13 protein-coding genes are annotated in these 15264 nt (G+C 68.0%); 10 read left to right on the plus strand and 3 right to left on the minus strand.

The window, feature by feature from the left end; all coding sequences use genetic code 11:
• A complete protein-coding gene (locus tag GH266_RS09875; RefSeq protein ID WP_158193761.1) occupies positions 1–438 on the plus strand; it encodes a paraquat-inducible protein A in 438 nt (145 codons plus the stop codon).
• Positions 439–446: 8 nt separating this feature from the next.
• On the opposite strand, the gene GH266_RS09880 is transcribed toward GH266_RS09875, so the two are convergent.
• A complete protein-coding gene (locus tag GH266_RS09880; protein ID WP_158193762.1) occupies positions 447–1520 on the minus strand; it encodes a DUF2336 domain-containing protein in 1074 nt (357 codons plus the stop codon).
• A gap of 170 nt (positions 1521–1690) precedes the next feature.
• Here GH266_RS09880 and GH266_RS09885 point away from each other — a divergent pair, with 170 nt between their 5' ends.
• The 7 genes from GH266_RS09885 to GH266_RS09915 all read left to right on the plus strand — a co-directional run bounded on the left by GH266_RS09885 (position 1691) and on the right by GH266_RS09915 (position 11615).
• Positions 1691–3271, plus strand: coding sequence for an aldehyde dehydrogenase (NADP(+)) (locus tag GH266_RS09885; RefSeq protein ID WP_158193763.1), 1581 nt, complete (start codon positions 1691–1693; stop codon positions 3269–3271).
• A gap of 129 nt (positions 3272–3400) precedes the next feature.
• Positions 3401–5881 (plus strand): mechanosensitive ion channel domain-containing protein, encoded by a 2481-nt coding sequence (locus GH266_RS09890; protein ID WP_158193764.1) that lies wholly within the window; start codon positions 3401–3403, stop codon positions 5879–5881.
• Positions 5882–6244: 363 nt separating this feature from the next.
• A complete protein-coding gene (locus tag GH266_RS09895) occupies positions 6245–7849 on the plus strand; it encodes an ABC transporter substrate-binding protein (RefSeq protein ID WP_158193765.1) in 1605 nt (534 codons plus the stop codon).
• Positions 7850–7972: 123 nt separating this feature from the next.
• Positions 7973–8980 carry an ABC transporter permease subunit gene (locus GH266_RS09900; protein WP_158193766.1) on the plus strand — a complete coding sequence of 336 codons (1008 nt, stop codon included), beginning with the start codon at positions 7973–7975 and terminating at the stop codon, positions 8978–8980.
• A gap of 14 nt (positions 8981–8994) precedes the next feature.
• Positions 8995–9912 carry an ABC transporter permease subunit gene (locus GH266_RS09905; RefSeq protein ID WP_158193767.1) on the plus strand — a complete coding sequence of 306 codons (918 nt, stop codon included), beginning with the start codon at positions 8995–8997 and terminating at the stop codon, positions 9910–9912.
• Positions 9913–9915: 3 nt separating this feature from the next.
• The gene (locus tag GH266_RS09910; RefSeq protein ID WP_158193768.1) at positions 9916–10782 is read left to right on the plus strand and encodes an ABC transporter ATP-binding protein; all 867 of its coding nucleotides are present in this window, start codon (positions 9916–9918) and stop codon (positions 10780–10782) included.
• Entirely contained in the window at positions 10779–11615 is an 837-nt protein-coding gene (locus GH266_RS09915; RefSeq protein WP_158193769.1) for a dipeptide ABC transporter ATP-binding protein, read from the plus strand. The genes GH266_RS09910 and GH266_RS09915 overlap by 4 nt, the downstream gene beginning before the upstream one ends.
• A gap of 39 nt (positions 11616–11654) precedes the next feature.
• On the opposite strand, the gene GH266_RS09920 is transcribed toward GH266_RS09915, so the two are convergent.
• Both GH266_RS09920 and GH266_RS09925 read right to left on the minus strand, forming a co-directional pair.
• Positions 11655–12854 carry a coiled-coil domain-containing protein gene (locus GH266_RS09920; RefSeq protein ID WP_158193770.1) on the minus strand — a complete coding sequence of 400 codons (1200 nt, stop codon included), beginning with the start codon at positions 12852–12854 and terminating at the stop codon, positions 11655–11657.
• A 159-nt stretch (positions 12855–13013) separates the two neighbouring features.
• Complete coding sequence (locus GH266_RS09925; RefSeq protein WP_158193771.1) at positions 13014–13616, minus strand: DUF1134 domain-containing protein; 603 nt, start codon at positions 13614–13616, stop codon at positions 13014–13016.
• Between the two features lie 165 nt (positions 13617–13781).
• Between GH266_RS09925 and GH266_RS09930 the strand changes: the two genes are divergently transcribed.
• Together GH266_RS09930 and chpT are read left to right on the plus strand one after the other, a co-directional pair.
• Positions 13782–14276: a hypothetical protein gene (locus GH266_RS09930; RefSeq protein ID WP_209001572.1), complete on the plus strand. Its 495-nt coding sequence runs from the start codon at positions 13782–13784 to the stop codon at positions 14274–14276.
• A 252-nt stretch (positions 14277–14528) separates the two neighbouring features.
• Positions 14529–15173: a histidine phosphotransferase ChpT gene (gene chpT / locus GH266_RS09935; protein ID WP_067336436.1), complete on the plus strand. Its 645-nt coding sequence runs from the start codon at positions 14529–14531 to the stop codon at positions 15171–15173.
• Positions 15174–15264: the final 91 nt, after the last annotated feature.

The following is a 15264-nucleotide window of genomic DNA, read 5'->3' on the forward strand; positions in this document are numbered from 1 at the left end:
ATGCGCGTGCTTCTTGCCCTGCTGCTGCCGGCCGCCACCACCTGCTTCATCCTCGGCCTGACGCTGCCGCTGCTCGAGCTGGAGCGGCTCTACTTCCTCACCGACCGGCCGGCGCTGCTGGCGCTCGTCGCCGGCCTGTGGCGCGAGCAGGAAACCTTGCTGGCCGTGGTGGTGGGCCTCTTTTCCATCGCCTTCCCGGCCGCCAAGATCCTCGCCCTGCATGTGGCGGCCATCGCCGGCCGCTCGGGGATCGGCCACGCCCTGATGCACGCGCTCGGCAAGTGGTCGATGATGGACGTGATGCTGGTGGCGCTGGTCGTCTTCGCCGCCAAGACCAGCGGACTTGCCTCGGCGACCAGCCTGCCGGGCCTGTGGTTCTATGCCTCGGCCACGGTGATGACCGCGCTCGCGGCCGCCATCGTCTCGCGCGGCCGCTGAACGGACGCTCAGGACAGCGGCGCGCCGTTCGGACGGTGGCTGCGCGGCTGGCTCGGCCCGCCGCCGGTGGTTGTCGCGCGGGTGCGGCGGTAGGCATCGAGCCAGCGCATCGCCTGGGTCTCGGGAATGCCCAGATGCTTGCAGCGCAGATGCGCCAGCGCCAGGAACACCTGGTCGGACGTGCCGGAGACCCGGCACAGGCCGATCAGCTCGTCGATGCCGGACTGGTACACGGCCCGCTGGACGGCGGCCACGCTCTCGCCGGTCTTGCGCGCCAGCAGCTCGAACGCATCTCCGTTGCGCCCCTCGGCCAGCAGCACCAAGAGGATCGAGCCGAAGCCGTACTTGCCCTCCTGCACCAGGCGCCAGGCCTCGTCCACGTCGCAGGACTCCATGAACAGGTTGTACCTCGCCCGCAGCTCTTCGCTGTCCGCCTCGGGCGTCGTCAGGTCGCCCGGATCCGCGCCGCTGAGGATCGCCTCCAGCCGGACACGGGTCGCGGCGTTCACATGCGGGATCAGCCACTCGCAGATCAGCGGCGTCAGGTCGCCGCGCGCCGCCATGCTGGAGCGCAGGCGCGTATCGGAGAACGAGCGCTTGGCCAACGTCCTCAGCGCCCAGTCGGACAAGCCGCTGCGCCTGTTCTCCGCCACCGCCCGCCAGACCTTGGTCGGGCCCCGCTCCACCAGGGCATCCGACACCCGGCCCGGCAAGGCCTCGCGCCGGGCGACGACCAGGAGATGGGTCTCCGGCATGCGCCGGGCGATCTTGACGAGGTCGGCTTCCGTCAGCGCGGGGCTCAGCTCCAGCATCGGCGTTGCCACGACGATCTCGTCGGTGGCGAGGCGATAGGCGATCTGGTGCGGCGTCTGGCTCCACGGCGCCATGCGCTGGGACAGGTGCGCGCGCACCTTCAGCTCCGCCCCGTCGAGCAGTTTCATGATGATCTCGCAGAACAGCCGCAGCTCCTCGTCGCTGTGCTCTCCGACGCGATCCAGAAAAAGATCGGCGACGCGCTGCAGCAACCTGCTGCGCGCCTCGCGATTCGGGTTGCGAGCGAGCTTCAACAGTTCGTTGAGCATCCGGTGTCCTTTTGCGGCTCTTTGAACCTGACACGTTGAGGTTACCAATCCCTTGCCGGACACGGCTGGAGCGCAGGCTTGATTCCAGGCTGATATATCAGTAGTCGAGTAGATGGGCAGCTACGCTGGCCTGCCCCATGCCTTTCGTTCCTGACGCGCTGGAGACTCCCATGCCGAACGGTCATCACCTCGTCGCCGGCGACTGGATCGCCGGTCACGGTGCCTTCCACGCGCTCGATCCGGTCACCGGCGAGCAGCTCGCCCCCGGCTTCGCCGAAGCCGACGCGGCGCTGGTCGACAAGGCCGCACGTGCGGCGGAGGCCGCCTTCCCCGACTATGCCGCCCGTCCTGTCGGCGAGCGCGCCGCCTTCCTGCGCCGCATCGCGCGGGAGATGGAGATCGACGGCGAGGCCATCGTCGCCCGCGCCATGCGCGAGAGCGGATTGCCCGAGGCGCGCCTGACCGGCGAGCTCGGCCGCACCACCGGCCAGCTGCGCTTCTTCGCCGACTGGATCGAGACCGGCCACTGCTTCGACGCCCGCATCGACACCGCGCAGCCGGACCGCAAGCCGCTGCCGCGTCCCGACATCCGCTCGATCCTGCGCCCGCTCGGGCCGGTCGCCGTGTTCGGCGCCTCGAACTTCCCTCTCGCCTTTTCCACCACCGGCGGCGACACCGCCTCGGCCCTGGCCGCCGGCTGCCCGGTCGTGGTCAAGGGGCACCCCGCCCATCCCGGCACGGCCGAGCTGGTCGCGCGCGCCGTCGCCGCCGCGATCCGCGCCTGCAACATGCCGGCCGGCACCTTCTCGCTGCTGCAGGGTGCGGGCCACGCCTCGGGCGCGGCGCTCGTCGCCCATCCGCTGATTGCCGCCGTCGGCTTCACCGGCTCGCTGCGCGGCGGCCGTGCGCTCTTCGACGTCGCGGTCTCGCGGCCGCAGCCGATCCCGTTCTACGGCGAACTCGGCTCGATCAACCCGGTCTTCGCCCTGCCGGCCGCCCTTGCGGCGCGCGCGGCAACGCTCGGCGCCGACTGGGCCCGCTCGCTGACGCTGGGCACCGGCCAGTTCTGCACCAATCCCGGCGTCGTGGTGGCGCTGGAAGGCGAAGCACTGGAGGCCTTCCTGGATGCGGCCGACGAGGTGCTCGCGGGCGTTCCCGCGCAGGCCATGCTGACCCCCGGCATCGCCGGCGCCTATCGCCGCGCCGTCGACGCACGCACCGGGGAAGCGGCGCTTTCGAAGCGCGCATCTGCAGCGTCTGCGAGCGAGACGCCTGGCGCCTGCCACGTCACGCCGGCGGTCTTCGAGACGACGGCAGCCGCCTTCCTCGCCTCGCACGCCCTGCAGGAGGAGGTCTTCGGGCCCGCCGCCGTGGTCGTGCGCTGCCGCAGCGAGGACGAGCGGCTGGCAGTCGCCGCCGCGCTGGAGGGCCAGCTGACCGCGACGCTGCTGATGGAGCCGGGCGATGCCGGCGACATGGCAACCGCCCGCAAACTCGTTCCGGTGCTGGAGCGCAAGGCCGGCCGGCTGCTGGTCAACGGCTTTTCCACCGGCGTCGAGGTCTGTCATGCGATGATGCATGGAGGCCCGTATCCTGCTTCCACCGACACCCGCTCCACCTCGGTCGGGTCGCGTGCCATCCTGCGGTTCCTGCGGCCGGTCGCCTACCAGAACCTGCCGACGGAGCTGCTTCCCGAGGGCCTCGGCGACGATACCGAAGGCCCGCGTCTGGTTGACGGCACGCCTCGATAGGGTAGGTAGGAGGGGAAACCTCCGGGAAACGGCCGACATGCCGGCCGTTTCCCAGACCGCTGTCTGGCGTCCTGCCTGCCCGCTTGCAGGCGGCACGGGCTGCCGACGCGGCAAAAAGAAGGACGCCGCATGCCCTGCAACGGACGCTTCGCCCGTCTCCTCCCCCTCCTGCTTGCCGCCCTCCTGCTGCTGCCTCCGAGCCTGGCAGGACCGGTTTTCGCGCAATCCGGCCAGCCGGCAACGCAGCAAACAGGCGAACAGGCGTCGGGCAGTCCGGCGGGAGCCGCGCAAGCCGTTGCACAGACAAGGCAGGACGCGGAAGCGCTGATCCGCCTGCTGCAGGATCCCGGCGCGCGCGGCGCGCTCATCGACTATCTGCAGCGCGATCCCGCGGCCGCTCCAGCCGCAGGGGCGCCCTCCGGCGCACCGGCAAGCCCGCCCGCCGGAACCGCGCCATCCGAAGCCTCGCCCGCCGCAGCGGAAGGGGAAGTGGCGCCGGCCGAGGTCGAGCGCCAACCGACGCATATCGCCCTGCGCATCGCCAATGCGACGCAGAACGTGCTCGCCGAGGGCATGGTCTATGTGGAGCGGATCGCCCGCTCCTTCACCTCGCTGCCGACCGCACTGTCCTACAGCGCGGGGGCCAACTGGGAGCGGGTCCAGAGCATCCTGCTGCAGTTGGCGATCATCGCCCTTGCGGTCTTCGCCATCGTCTCGCTGCTGCACCGCCTTGCCGACCGGCTGTTCGCGCGGCTGATCGGCCATGACCAGTCGATGACCGTGGTGAAGCGCGTCACGCTGCTGGTCCTGCACCTCGTCGCGGAAGCTGCGGTCGTGGCCGTCGCGCTCGGCGCCGGCTATGCGATTGCGCTCTATACGGGCGAGAACCCGCGCCATGTCGAGCTGGTGGAATCGCTGTTCCTCAACGCCTTCTTCTTCATCCAGGCGGCGAAGGTGCTGACGCGGTTCGCGCTGAGCCCGGAATTCGCCGCCCTGCGCCTGGTGCCGCTCGACGACGAGCAGGCGCTCTACTGGCGCCGCTGGCTGTTCACCATCTACAACGTGCTGGGCTACGGCACGATGGTGGTGGTGCCCCTGATCGCCAACAACATCTCCTTCCTGCTCGCCGACTCGGTGCGCATGATGATCGTGCTGGCCAGCGTCGCGATCGCCATTTCCGCGATCATGCGCAACCGCCTGGCGACCCGCGAGCGCATCCTCGGCTATGGCGAGCGCCAGTCGAACCTCGTCACCACCGGCCTCGTCGAGATCGTCGCACGCACCTGGCACATCGTCGCCATCATCTACGTTCTGCTGCTGCTCGGCGTCTGGCTGTCGCGCCCCTTCGACGCGGTCACCTTCATGGTCCGCGCCACCGCCATGTCGGTGCTGACGGTGATGGTCGGCACCATCGTCTCGCTGGCGCTGACCCGCACCATCTCCGGCGGCGTGCGCCTGCCGCAGAACGTGCACGAGCGCCTGCCGATGCTGGAACGGCGGCTCAACACCTTCGTGCCGCGGGTGCTCTCGCTGGTGCGGCTTGCCGTCTTCGTCGGCGTCATCCTCGGCATCCTGCATGCCTGGGGCATGATCGATGCGCTGTCGTGGTTCAGCACGACGGACGGCCAGGACTGGACCAGCCGTATGGCCTCCGCCGGCATCATCCTCGGCGTCGGCTTCCTGATCTGGCTTGCCGTGATGAGCTGGGTGGACCTGCGCCTCAATCCGCGCGGACGCCTGCCGACCTCGCGCGAGAAGACGCTGTTCAACCTGTTCCGCAACGCCTTCTCGATCCTGCTCGTGGTGATGATCACGCTGCTCGCCCTGTCCGAGATCGGCGTCAACATCGGCCCGCTGATCGCCGGTGCCGGTGTCTTCGGCCTCGCCATCTCCTTCGGTTCGCAGAAGCTGGTGCAGGACATCATCACCGGCGCCTTCATCCAGTTCGAGAACGCCATGAACGAGGGCGACGTCGTCACGCTGGGCGGCGTCACCGGCACGGTGGAAAAGCTGACGATCCGCTCGGTGCGCCTGCGCGACATCGACGGCACCGCCCACATGATCCCCTTCTCCACCGTCGACCGGGTCGCCAACTTCATGCGCGGCTGGGCCTATCACGTGGCGGCGATCGGCGTTGCCTACGACAGCGACCTGACCGAGGTGAAGCTGGCCATGCATGCCGCCTTCGACCGGCTCATGCAGACCGACTACAAGTCGGAGATCCTGGAACCGCTGGAGATGCACGGCATCACCATGTTCGGCGACAGCGCCATCACGGTGCGCGCCCGCATCAAGACGCGCCCGGGATCGCAGTGGGCGGTCGGCCGCGCCTATAACGAGTACATCAAGGCCGTGTTCGACGAGCGCGGAATAGAGATCCCGTTCCCGCAGGTCACCTATCACATGCCGCCGAAGGCCATGACCGGCGAGGAGGACGAGAAGGTGATCGAGGCGACGGCCAAGCCGGTGCGCGGCAAGGGGGCAGCCGGCGAAGACGAGGCTCAGGCCGCCCTGCCCGATGCCGCCTCGCCCGATGCTGCCGGCTCCAAGGCCCCGCGCCGCCGGCGCAAGAAGAAGCCGCAGGACATCCCCTCGGAAGACGAGGTCTGATCCCTCCGCGATCTCCCTGCCGACCACGTGCAGCCGGGCGCCATGCGCCCGGCTGTCGCATTTTGGGGAAGCCCGGAAAGGCGCGACGTATTGCAGGAAACGCACAACCGGATCATCATGCCGGGGCATGAAGTTCGGTTGAAACCAAGTATCCGGAACACCTGCCAATTGTGACGAGCAAATTCCTCCGCCATCGGCTCGGCAGGTTTTTTATCCCAAAACACCGCGAAAATAGAAAGCGCCATCCTGTTGTAACCCGTTTCGGGCGCGACTAATGTGCCCTCAAGGCCGCTTGCGGAAAAACAACCTTCCCAAAGGGAAGCACGGGCCGCGGCGCGCCGAATCTTCAACGGGAGAGTATCAATGATCATTCGCCGCAGCATGAAGGCCGCCCTTCTGGGCGTCAGCCTTGCCCTGTTCGCGACAGGCGCGGCCTCGGCCAAGAACCTCGTCTATTGCTCGGAAGGTTCGCCGGAAGGCTTCGATTCGGCGCTCTACACCGCCGGCACCACCTTCGACGCCTCGTCCAAGCCGGTGTTCAACCGTCTCGTCGAGTTCAAGCGCGGTACCACCGAGGTCCTGCCGGGCCTGGCCGAGAGCTGGTCGGTCTCCGAGGACGGGCTGGAATACACCTTCAACCTGCGCAAGGGCGTCAAGTTCCACACCACGTCCTTCTTCACGCCGACCCGCGACTTCAACGCCGACGACGTGATCTTCTCCTTCGAGCGCCAGCGCGACCCGAACCACCCGTGGCACGCCTACACCGCCGGCGCGTCCTGGGAGTATTTCAACGGCATGTCGATGCCCGATCTCATCAAGGAGATCGTCAAGGTCGACGACCACACGGTGAAGTTCGTGCTGAACCGGCCGGAAGCGCCGATGATCGCCAACCTCGCCATGGACTTCGCCTCGATCCTGTCGGCCGAATATGCCGACAAGCTCGCCGCCGACGGCAAGATGGAGATGATGAACCAGGAGCCGGTCGGCACCGGTCCCTTCTCCTTCGTCGGCTACCAGAAGGACGCGGTCATCCGCTATCAGGCCTTCGCCGACTACTGGGGCGGCAAGCAGCCGATCGACAACCTGATCTTCGCGATCACGACGGACGCCTCGGTGCGCCTGCAGAAGCTGAAGGCCGGCGAGTGCCACGTGATGCCCTATCCGGCACCGGCCGACATCGCCGACATCAAGGCCGATTCCAACCTGAACCTGATGGAGCAGGAAGGCCTCAACGTCGGTTACCTCGCCTACAACACCCAGATGGCCCCCTTCGACAACCCGAAGGTCCGCAAGGCCCTCAACATGGCCATCAACAAGCAGGCGATCCTCGACGCGGTGTTCCAGGGCGCCGGCCAGGCGGCCAAGAACCCGATCCCGCCGACCATGTGGTCCTATAACGACCAGATCGTCGACGATCCGTACGATCCGGATGCGGCCAAGAAGATGCTGGACGAGGCCGGCGTCTCGGGCCTGAAGATGAAGGTCTGGGCGATGCCGGTGCAGCGCCCGTACAACCCGAACGCCCGCCGCATGGCCGAGCTGATCCAGGCGGACTTCGCCAAGGTCGGCGTCGAGGTCGAGATCGTCTCCTACGAGTGGGGCGAGTACCTCAAGCGTTCGAGCGAGAAGGACCGCGACGGTGCCATCCTGCTCGGCTGGACCGGCGACAACGGCGATCCGGACAACTTCCTCGCCGTGCTGCTCGGCTGCGACGGCGTCGGCGGCGCCAACCGCGCCCAGTGGTGCCACCAGCCCTTCGACGACCTGATCCAGAAGGCCAAGACCATCTCGGACAAGGCCGAGCGCACCAAGCTCTACGAGGAGGCCCAGGTGGTCTTCAAGGAGCAGGCGCCGTGGGCCACCATCGCCCATTCGGTCGTGTTCATGCCGATGTCGGCCAAGGTGTCCGGCTATGTCATGGATCCGCTCGGCGGCCACTGGTTTGACGGCGTCGACATCGCCGAGTAAACCGCGCGCCGCCGCGGCTTGAGCGCTCCGGAGACGACCCCGGGGCGCACAGGCCCGGCCAACGCCATCCCGCACCGGCCCGGATCCAGTCCGGGGCCGGTGCGGTCGTTTTGGACGCATCCGATGATCCGTTTCCTGTTCGCCCGTCTGGCGCTGCTCGTCCCGACCTTCATCGGCGTGACGATCGTCGCCTTCGGCTTCATCCGCCTGCTGCCGGGCGATCCCGTCCTGCTGCTGGCCGGCGAGCGCGGCCTCAGTCCCGAGCGCTACAACCAGCTGATGGAGCAATTCGGCTTCTCCGAGCCCATCTGGCGGCAATATCTCGACTATATCGCCGGCGTTCTCACTGGCGATCTCGGCAACTCCATCGTCACCAAGAAACCGGTCTTCGACGAATTCATGGCGCTGTTCCCGGCGACCGTCGAGCTGGCCTTATGCGCGATCGTGATCGCGGTGGCGCTCGGCATCCCCACCGGCATCCTCGCCGCCGTCCGCCGCGGTTCGGTCGCCGACCAGGCGATCATGGGCACCGCGCTGATCGGCTATTCGATGCCGATCTTCTGGTGGGGCCTGCTGCTGATCATCCTCTTCTCCGGCATCCTGCAATGGACGCCGGTCTCGGGCCGCATCTCCCTGATGTACTTCTTCCCGCAGGTCACCGGCTTCATGCTGATCGACAGCCTCCTGTCGGGACAGAAGGGCGCCTTCCAGTCAGCCCTCAGCCACCTGATCCTGCCCTCGATCGTGCTGGCGACGATCCCGCTGGCGGTCATCGCCCGCCAGACCCGCTCGGCCATGCTGGAAGTGCTGGGCGAGGACTATGTGCGCACCGCAAGGGCCAAGGGCCTCGCGCCGCTGCGCGTCGTCGGCCTGCATGCCCTGCGCAACGCGATGATCCCGGTGCTGACCACCATCGGCCTGCAGGTCGGCGTGCTGCTGGCCGGCGCCATCCTCACCGAGACGATCTTCTCCTGGCCGGGCATCGGCAAGTGGATGATCGACAGCATCGCCCGCCGCGACTACCCCGTCGTCCAGGGCGGCCTGCTGATGATCGCCCTCATCGTGATGATCGTGAACCTGACGGTCGACATGCTCTACGGGCTTGTCAATCCGCGCATCCGCCACACCTGAGCCGGAGCCGAAGCATGACCGACACACCCACTCCCGCCGTCTCCGTCGAAGCCGAAAGCCGCAATGCCACGCGGCAGATGCTCGCCGAGTTCTGGTTCTACTTCTCCCGCAACCGCGGCGCCGTCGTCGGCCTCGTGGTCTTCGTCACCCTGGTGCTCGTCGCACTCGCCGCACCGATCGTCGCGCCGCACGATCCCGACATGCAGTATCGCGACAGCTTCCTCACCCCGCCTTTCTGGTCGGAAGGCGGCAAGACGGCCTTCCTGCTCGGCACCGATGCGGTCGGCCGCGACATCCTCTCGCGGCTGATCTACGGCGCGCGCTTCTCGCTGTTCATCGGCCTCGTCGTGGTGACCATCGCCCTGACCGGCGGCATCGTGCTCGGCCTCGTCGCCGGCTATTTCCGCGGCTGGGTCGACACCGTGATCATGCGGGTGATGGACGTGGTGCTCGCCTTCCCCTCGCTGCTGCTGGCGCTGGTGCTGGTCGCCGTGCTGGGACCGGGCCTCGTCAACGCGATGATCGCCATCGCCCTGGTACTGCAGCCGCATTTCGTCCGCCTGACCCGCGCCGCGGTGCTGGCCGAGCGCAGCCGCGACTATGTGGTGGCGGCACGGCTCGCCGGCGCCGGCAACCTGCGCCTGATGTTCAAGACGATCCTGCCGAACTGCCTGGCGCCCTTGATCGTGCAGGCAACCCTGTCCTTCTCCAACGCGATCCTGGACGCGGCCGCCCTCGGCTTCCTCGGCATGGGCGCACAGCCGCCCACCCCCGAATGGGGAACGATGCTGGCCGAGGCGCGCGAGTTCATCCTGCGCGCCTGGTGGGTGGTGACCTTCCCCGGTCTTGCAATCCTGATCACCGTGCTCGCCATCAACCTGGTCGGCGACGGGCTGCGCGATGCCCTCGACCCCAAGCTGAAGCGGAGCTGACCGATGAGCCTGCTCGAAATCCGCAATCTCAGCGTCGAGTTCGACACCGCCAACGGCCCGTTCCGCGCCCTTGCCGGCGTCGACTACACGGTCGAGGCGGGAGAGGTGCTCGCCATCGTCGGCGAGAGCGGCTCCGGCAAGTCGGTCGCCATGCTGGCGCTGATGGGCTTGCTGCCCGACACCGCGACGGTCACCGCCGACAAGATGACCTTCGAGGACATCGACATTCGGTCCCTGTCGGCGGCGCGCCGCAGAAAGGTCATCGGCAAGGACATCGCGATGATCTTCCAGGAGCCGATCGCCAGCCTCAATCCGTGCTTCACCGTCGGCTTCCAGCTCGACGAGGCGCTGAAGACCCACACGAGCCTCGACCGCCGGCAGCGGCGCGACCGGGTGATCGAACTGCTCACCGCCGTCGGCATTCCCGAGCCGGAGCGCCGGGTCGGCGCCTTCCCGCACCAGATGTCGGGCGGCCAGTGCCAGCGGGTGATGATCGCCATCGCCACGGCCTGCAATCCGAAACTGCTGATCGCCGACGAGCCGACCACGGCGCTCGACGTCACGATCCAGAAGCAGATCCTCGACCTGTTGACCGGCCTGCAGCGCGACCACGGCATGGGCCTCATCATGATCACCCACGACATGGGCGTCGTCGCCGAGACCGCCGACCGGGTGGTCGTCCAGTATCAGGGCCGCCAGATGGAAACCGCCGACGTGCTCACCCTGTTCGAGAACCCGAGCAGCCCCTACACCAGGGCGCTGCTGTCGGCGCTGCCGGAAAACGCCACCGGCGACCGGCTGCCGACGGTGGCGGACTTCGCCAGGGACTACGCCAAGGAAACCCAGGCCGGCACGGGGGCTCGTCCATGAGCGATGCGATCCTGAAGGTCCGCGACCTCAAGCGCGACTACGAGATCGGCGGCGGCCTGTTTTCCGCCTCGCGCCTGCTGCATGCCGTCAAGGGCGTCAGCTTCGACGTGGAACGCGGCACGACGCTGGCCGTGGTCGGCGAAAGCGGCTGCGGCAAGTCGACCCTTGCCCGCATGCTGACGATGATCGACAGGCCGACCTCCGGCTCCATCGAGATCGACGGAAAGCCGATCGACATCGCCCGCCGCGGCGTCACCCGCGAGATGCGCCAGGCGGTACAGATCGTCTTCCAGAACCCCTACGGCTCGCTCAATCCGCGCCAGAAGATCGGCGCTGTACTGGAAGAGCCCCTGCTGCTCAACACGTCGATGAGCGCGGCCGAGCGGCGCGATGCGGCGCTCGCCATGCTGGAAAAGGTCGGGCTCAAGCCGGAGCATTACGGGCGCTACCCGCACATGTTCTCCGGCGGCCAGCGCCAGCGCGTGGCGATTGCCCGCGCGATCATGCTGCGCCCGCGCCTGCTGGTGCTGGACGAGCCGGTTTCCGCGCTGGATCTCTCCGTGCAGGCGCAGATCCTCAACCTGCTTGCCGACCTGCAGGACGAGTTCGGCCTCACCTATGTCTTCATCAGCCACGACCTGTCGGTCGTGCGCTACATCGCCGACAAGGTGATGGTGATGTATTTCGGCGAGGCGGTCGAATACGGCACGCGCGACGAGGTCTTCGAGAACCCGCAGCACGACTACACGCGCACGCTGTTCGCGGCGACGCCCAAGGCCGATGTCGCCAGCATCCGTGCCCGTCTGGAAAATAAGAAGGCCGCCGCCGGCTGAATGCCGGGGCGGCCGTTGCACCTGGTTGCGGCGGTCGGATCAGCCGCCGGCCTTGGCCTTGCCGCGGGTTGCCCGCTCGGGGGCCTTGGGCGGAGGCGGCGCGCCGTCCCCGGCCTGCGACTTGCGCTCGCGCACCGCACGGATGCGCGCGGCAAGCGACTGGGTGACCGCGCTGCCGGACGCCCTGTCGTCGTCGGCGGAGGCGGCCTCGGCCCCGGCAAGCACGGGCGCCAGATCCTCGTCCGTTCCCAGCGATGCGGCGACGGAGGCGGCAAGACCAGCAAGCTCCGAGCGCAGGGCGACAAAATCGTCATTGCCGCGCAGTTCCGCCCGCAGCCGTTCGTTCTCGGCGCGCAGCCGCGCCGCCTCGCCGGCCAGCGTCTCGTCGCCCTGGGCGCCCTCGGCCAGTACCGACAGGCGGGTGATTTCCGCCTGGGCGGCGATCAGGCGCGACTCCGCCTCGAAAAGCCGGTTGTCCCTGGCCCGCAATTCCTGCCGGCTGAGACCTGCGCTGCGGGCCGCCTGCGCACCGTCGGCGGCGGCCTCGGCCGTGTCGACGGGGCGGGCGGCGCGCTCCTCGGCGCGCTTCAGCTTGCGCTTGAGGGAGGCGATCTCGACCTCCAGCGCGGTCACCTTGGCAAACTCCGACGCGCGGCCCAGCGGATCCTCGCCGGCCTCGTCCGTCTGCGCGGCAAGCCGCTCGCCCGCCCGGTCCGCCGGCTGAGGGGCGACCACCAGCAGCGGCGTCCCGCCGTCCGCAAGCGCCTCGTCGCCCTCCGCCCTGTCCGCCGTCTCCGCCGCCGCCATCAGCCGCTTGACGCTGCGCTCCAGCTCGCGGATGCGGGCTTTTGCCCGCGCCAGCGCCTCGCCGCCGTCATGGATCTCGCGGCGCAGCTCTTCCTCCTGCGCCATGGCATCGCCCAGCGCCTGGTCCTTGGCCCGGAATTCGGCGCGCAGGTCGTTGGCCAGCGCCTCGGCACGGTCGCGCGCGATGCGGTTTTCCGTCGCCTGCTGCTGCAGCCGCTCCAGCCCCGCCTCGAGTTTCCGGTACTCGACCGCGTGCCGGGCGCGCAGGCCGGCGATCTCGCCGCGCACATCCGCGTGGGTCATCGGCGTGGTCGCCTCGACCGCGGCACGGGTGAGCCGCACCGCCCGGCGCCAGACGGTCGGCATGAGCGCCACCGACAGCAGGCCGGCCAGGCAGAAGCCGAGGGCCACATACATTGCCGCTTCAATCAAGACCGCTCACCACCGTCTGGTCCCCTGCCGCCACGAACCCGCATGCGCGCTCCGGACCCGCGTGCCGCAAGGGCTTCGCCCCGGCACGCCTGCATGTTTTACCATGCATCCTGATACAAGACGCCGGGTCATGCGCCAAGCATCTCGCAGGGGAAGCGATCAAAAAGGATTCCAGGTCGGCTGGTCGGTGAACTTGAGATAGCCGATATTGACGCCGAGACGCGCACCGACGCCCGCCCGCACCGGAACCACATAGATGTCGTGGTTGGACAGCACCGTCATGCCGAAGCCGCCGATCAGGTAGGCTGAGCCGTTGACGCCGACATAGCGGCGGTAGATCGCCGAAGTGTCGGGCAGATTGTAGACCAGCATCATCACCCGGGCGCCGTCGCCGCCGATGTCCCAGCCGAAGGAGGGACCCTGCCAGAACACCTTGTGGGTGCCGGCATTGCGCGTGTAGAGCTGCCCCTCGCCGTAGCGCGCACCCGCCAGCAGCGCGCCCGAGCCTTCCTCGCCGAGGATGTAGCCGTTCGGCTGGCCATATTCCGAAACCGCACGCTCCACCACCGAGGCGAGCCCGCCCGACAGCTGGCCGAAGAAGCGATGGCCCGTGTCGACCAGCTCGCCCTGGCTGTACTGCTCCGGCTGCTGCGCGCGCGCCTGCGGCAGGCCGGCGGCGAGCAGCGCGACGAGGCCGAGAACCAGCGTCGCGGCAAAGGCGGTCGCCGAACGACCGGTACGGAAGTGGGGAAGTCGCGTCATGATGGTCCGTCCTCAACGCTCTCATGCAAGGGACCGGCGCGAGCCTTGCGGGCGGGCGGCCGGCACGACCGGCGCCGGACGCGGGCCGCGCCGGAAACCTCCGCGGTTGCCCCCGGGCCCACCTTGCAGGCACAGTCGTCGTCCGGGGATCGCGGGACTGATTCGATGTCAGAGTGTAGTCGAAATCGGAAAAGATTATGGTGGACGGCAGGCGGCGGCCTGCGCATCGTCCTGGCCGGCCTGGCGCTCGTCTGCGCGGCGGGTCCGGCGCGTGCCATCGACTATGCCACCGACCCCGTGTCGGGCTATGCGCTCGGCGGCCGTGACCCGGTCGCCTATTTCATCGACCGCATGCCGCGCGAGGGCGATCGGCGCCATGAGCTGCGCTGGGACGATACGGTGTGGATGTTCGTCAATGAAGGCAACCGCGCCGCCTTCGAGAAGGATCCGCAGATCTATGCGCCCCACTTGCGGGGCTGCGATCCCCTGGCGCTGGCGGAAGGTTTCGTCACCATCGGCAACCCGTTGATCTTCGCGCTGCATGAAGGCCGCCTGCTGCTCTTCCATTCGGAGATCAACCGCTTCCTGTTTCTCTCCGATCCGGCCAGCCTGCTGGCCGAGGCGCAGACGCGGGCGCGGGCGCAAGGGTGCAGCCGCTGAATTCCGCCATCGCCCGATGGCTTGGCAGCGTGGGAAGGGCGGTGTAACCCTTTTCCAAGGGCCGAATCGTGCCGCCCGGCGGGTCTGCGCCAGCACTGTGCCGGCCCTGACCGCCGCCCGCGACTGCCGGCACGACCACCGGCAGCGACTAACGGCCAAGAATACCGGCCACGAATACCGGCCACGAATACCGGAAAGACCGTCAGGCACACTGCCAGGACATCCGCCAGGGACTCCGCCAAGGACCACAGCATGACCGCCATCGACGAACTCAGCGCCCTCGATCTTGCCGCCCTGGTGGCGAGCCGCGTCTGCCACGACATCATTTCCCCCGTTGGCGCGATCACCAACGGCCTCGAAGTCCTCGATGAGGAAAATAACGAGGACATGAAGGAGTTCGCGATGGACCTGATCCGCAAAAGTGCGCGTCAGGCCTCGGCGAAGCTGCAGTTCGCGCGCCTCGCTTTCGGCGCCGCCGGATCCGCCGGCGCGGAGATCGACCTCGGCGATGCCCATTCGGTGGCGGCCGGCTTCCTGGCCAACGAGAAGGCGGATCTCGACTGGCAGGTGCCCCGCCTCTTGATGGCCAAGAACCGGGTCAAGCTGCTGCTCAACCTGATCCTGCTGGCCAATCAGTGCGTCCCGCGCGGCGGCCTGATCACCGTCACCATGGACGGCGATGCGCAGACGCCCACCTTCCGGTTGAAAGTAACCGGATCGACAACCAAGGTTCCCGCACTCGTCCTCGAAATGACGTCCGGCAAGGAGCCGGAGAGGATCGACGCCCATACCGTCCAGCCGGTCTATGCAGTGCTTCTGGCACGCGAGTCCGGCATGGATTTAGAAGTCGTTAAGGAAGACGACGGAGTGCGGATTACTGCGGCCTGCATAGGTTAAACTGCTTCAAAAGCACCCTACGCTGCTTCAGTCTATCTTAACTGTTTAAGCCGCATTGTCTCTGACAGGGATGGGTGGTCCGGATACAGGG

The sequence above is a fragment of the Stappia indica genome, assembly GCF_009789575.1.
Classification (GTDB): domain Bacteria; phylum Pseudomonadota; class Alphaproteobacteria; order Rhizobiales; family Stappiaceae; genus Stappia; species Stappia indica_A.

What these genes read in the sequence shown, in the direction of transcription:
- GH266_RS09875 (WP_158193761.1), top strand. Translation starts at nt 1, where the DNA reads ATGCGCGTGCTTCTTGCCCTGCTGCTGCCGGCCGCCACCACCTGCTTC.
- GH266_RS09880 (WP_158193762.1), bottom strand. Translation starts at nt 1,520, where the DNA reads ATGCTCAACGAACTGTTGAAGCTCGCTCGCAACCCGAATCGCGAGGCG.
- GH266_RS09885 (WP_158193763.1), top strand. Translation starts at nt 1,691, where the DNA reads ATGCCGAACGGTCATCACCTCGTCGCCGGCGACTGGATCGCCGGTCAC.
- GH266_RS09890 (WP_158193764.1), top strand. Translation starts at nt 3,401, where the DNA reads ATGCCCTGCAACGGACGCTTCGCCCGTCTCCTCCCCCTCCTGCTTGCC.
- GH266_RS09895 (WP_158193765.1), top strand. Translation starts at nt 6,245, where the DNA reads ATGATCATTCGCCGCAGCATGAAGGCCGCCCTTCTGGGCGTCAGCCTT.
- GH266_RS09900 (WP_158193766.1), top strand. Translation starts at nt 7,973, where the DNA reads ATGATCCGTTTCCTGTTCGCCCGTCTGGCGCTGCTCGTCCCGACCTTC.
- GH266_RS09905 (WP_158193767.1), top strand. Translation starts at nt 8,995, where the DNA reads ATGACCGACACACCCACTCCCGCCGTCTCCGTCGAAGCCGAAAGCCGC.
- GH266_RS09910 (WP_158193768.1), top strand. Translation starts at nt 9,916, where the DNA reads ATGAGCCTGCTCGAAATCCGCAATCTCAGCGTCGAGTTCGACACCGCC.
- GH266_RS09915 (WP_158193769.1), top strand. Translation starts at nt 10,779, where the DNA reads ATGAGCGATGCGATCCTGAAGGTCCGCGACCTCAAGCGCGACTACGAG.
- GH266_RS09925 (WP_158193771.1), bottom strand. Translation starts at nt 13,616, where the DNA reads ATGACGCGACTTCCCCACTTCCGTACCGGTCGTTCGGCGACCGCCTTT.
- GH266_RS09930 (WP_209001572.1), top strand. Translation starts at nt 13,782, where the DNA reads ATGTCAGAGTGTAGTCGAAATCGGAAAAGATTATGGTGGACGGCAGGC.
- chpT (WP_067336436.1), top strand. Translation starts at nt 14,529, where the DNA reads ATGACCGCCATCGACGAACTCAGCGCCCTCGATCTTGCCGCCCTGGTG.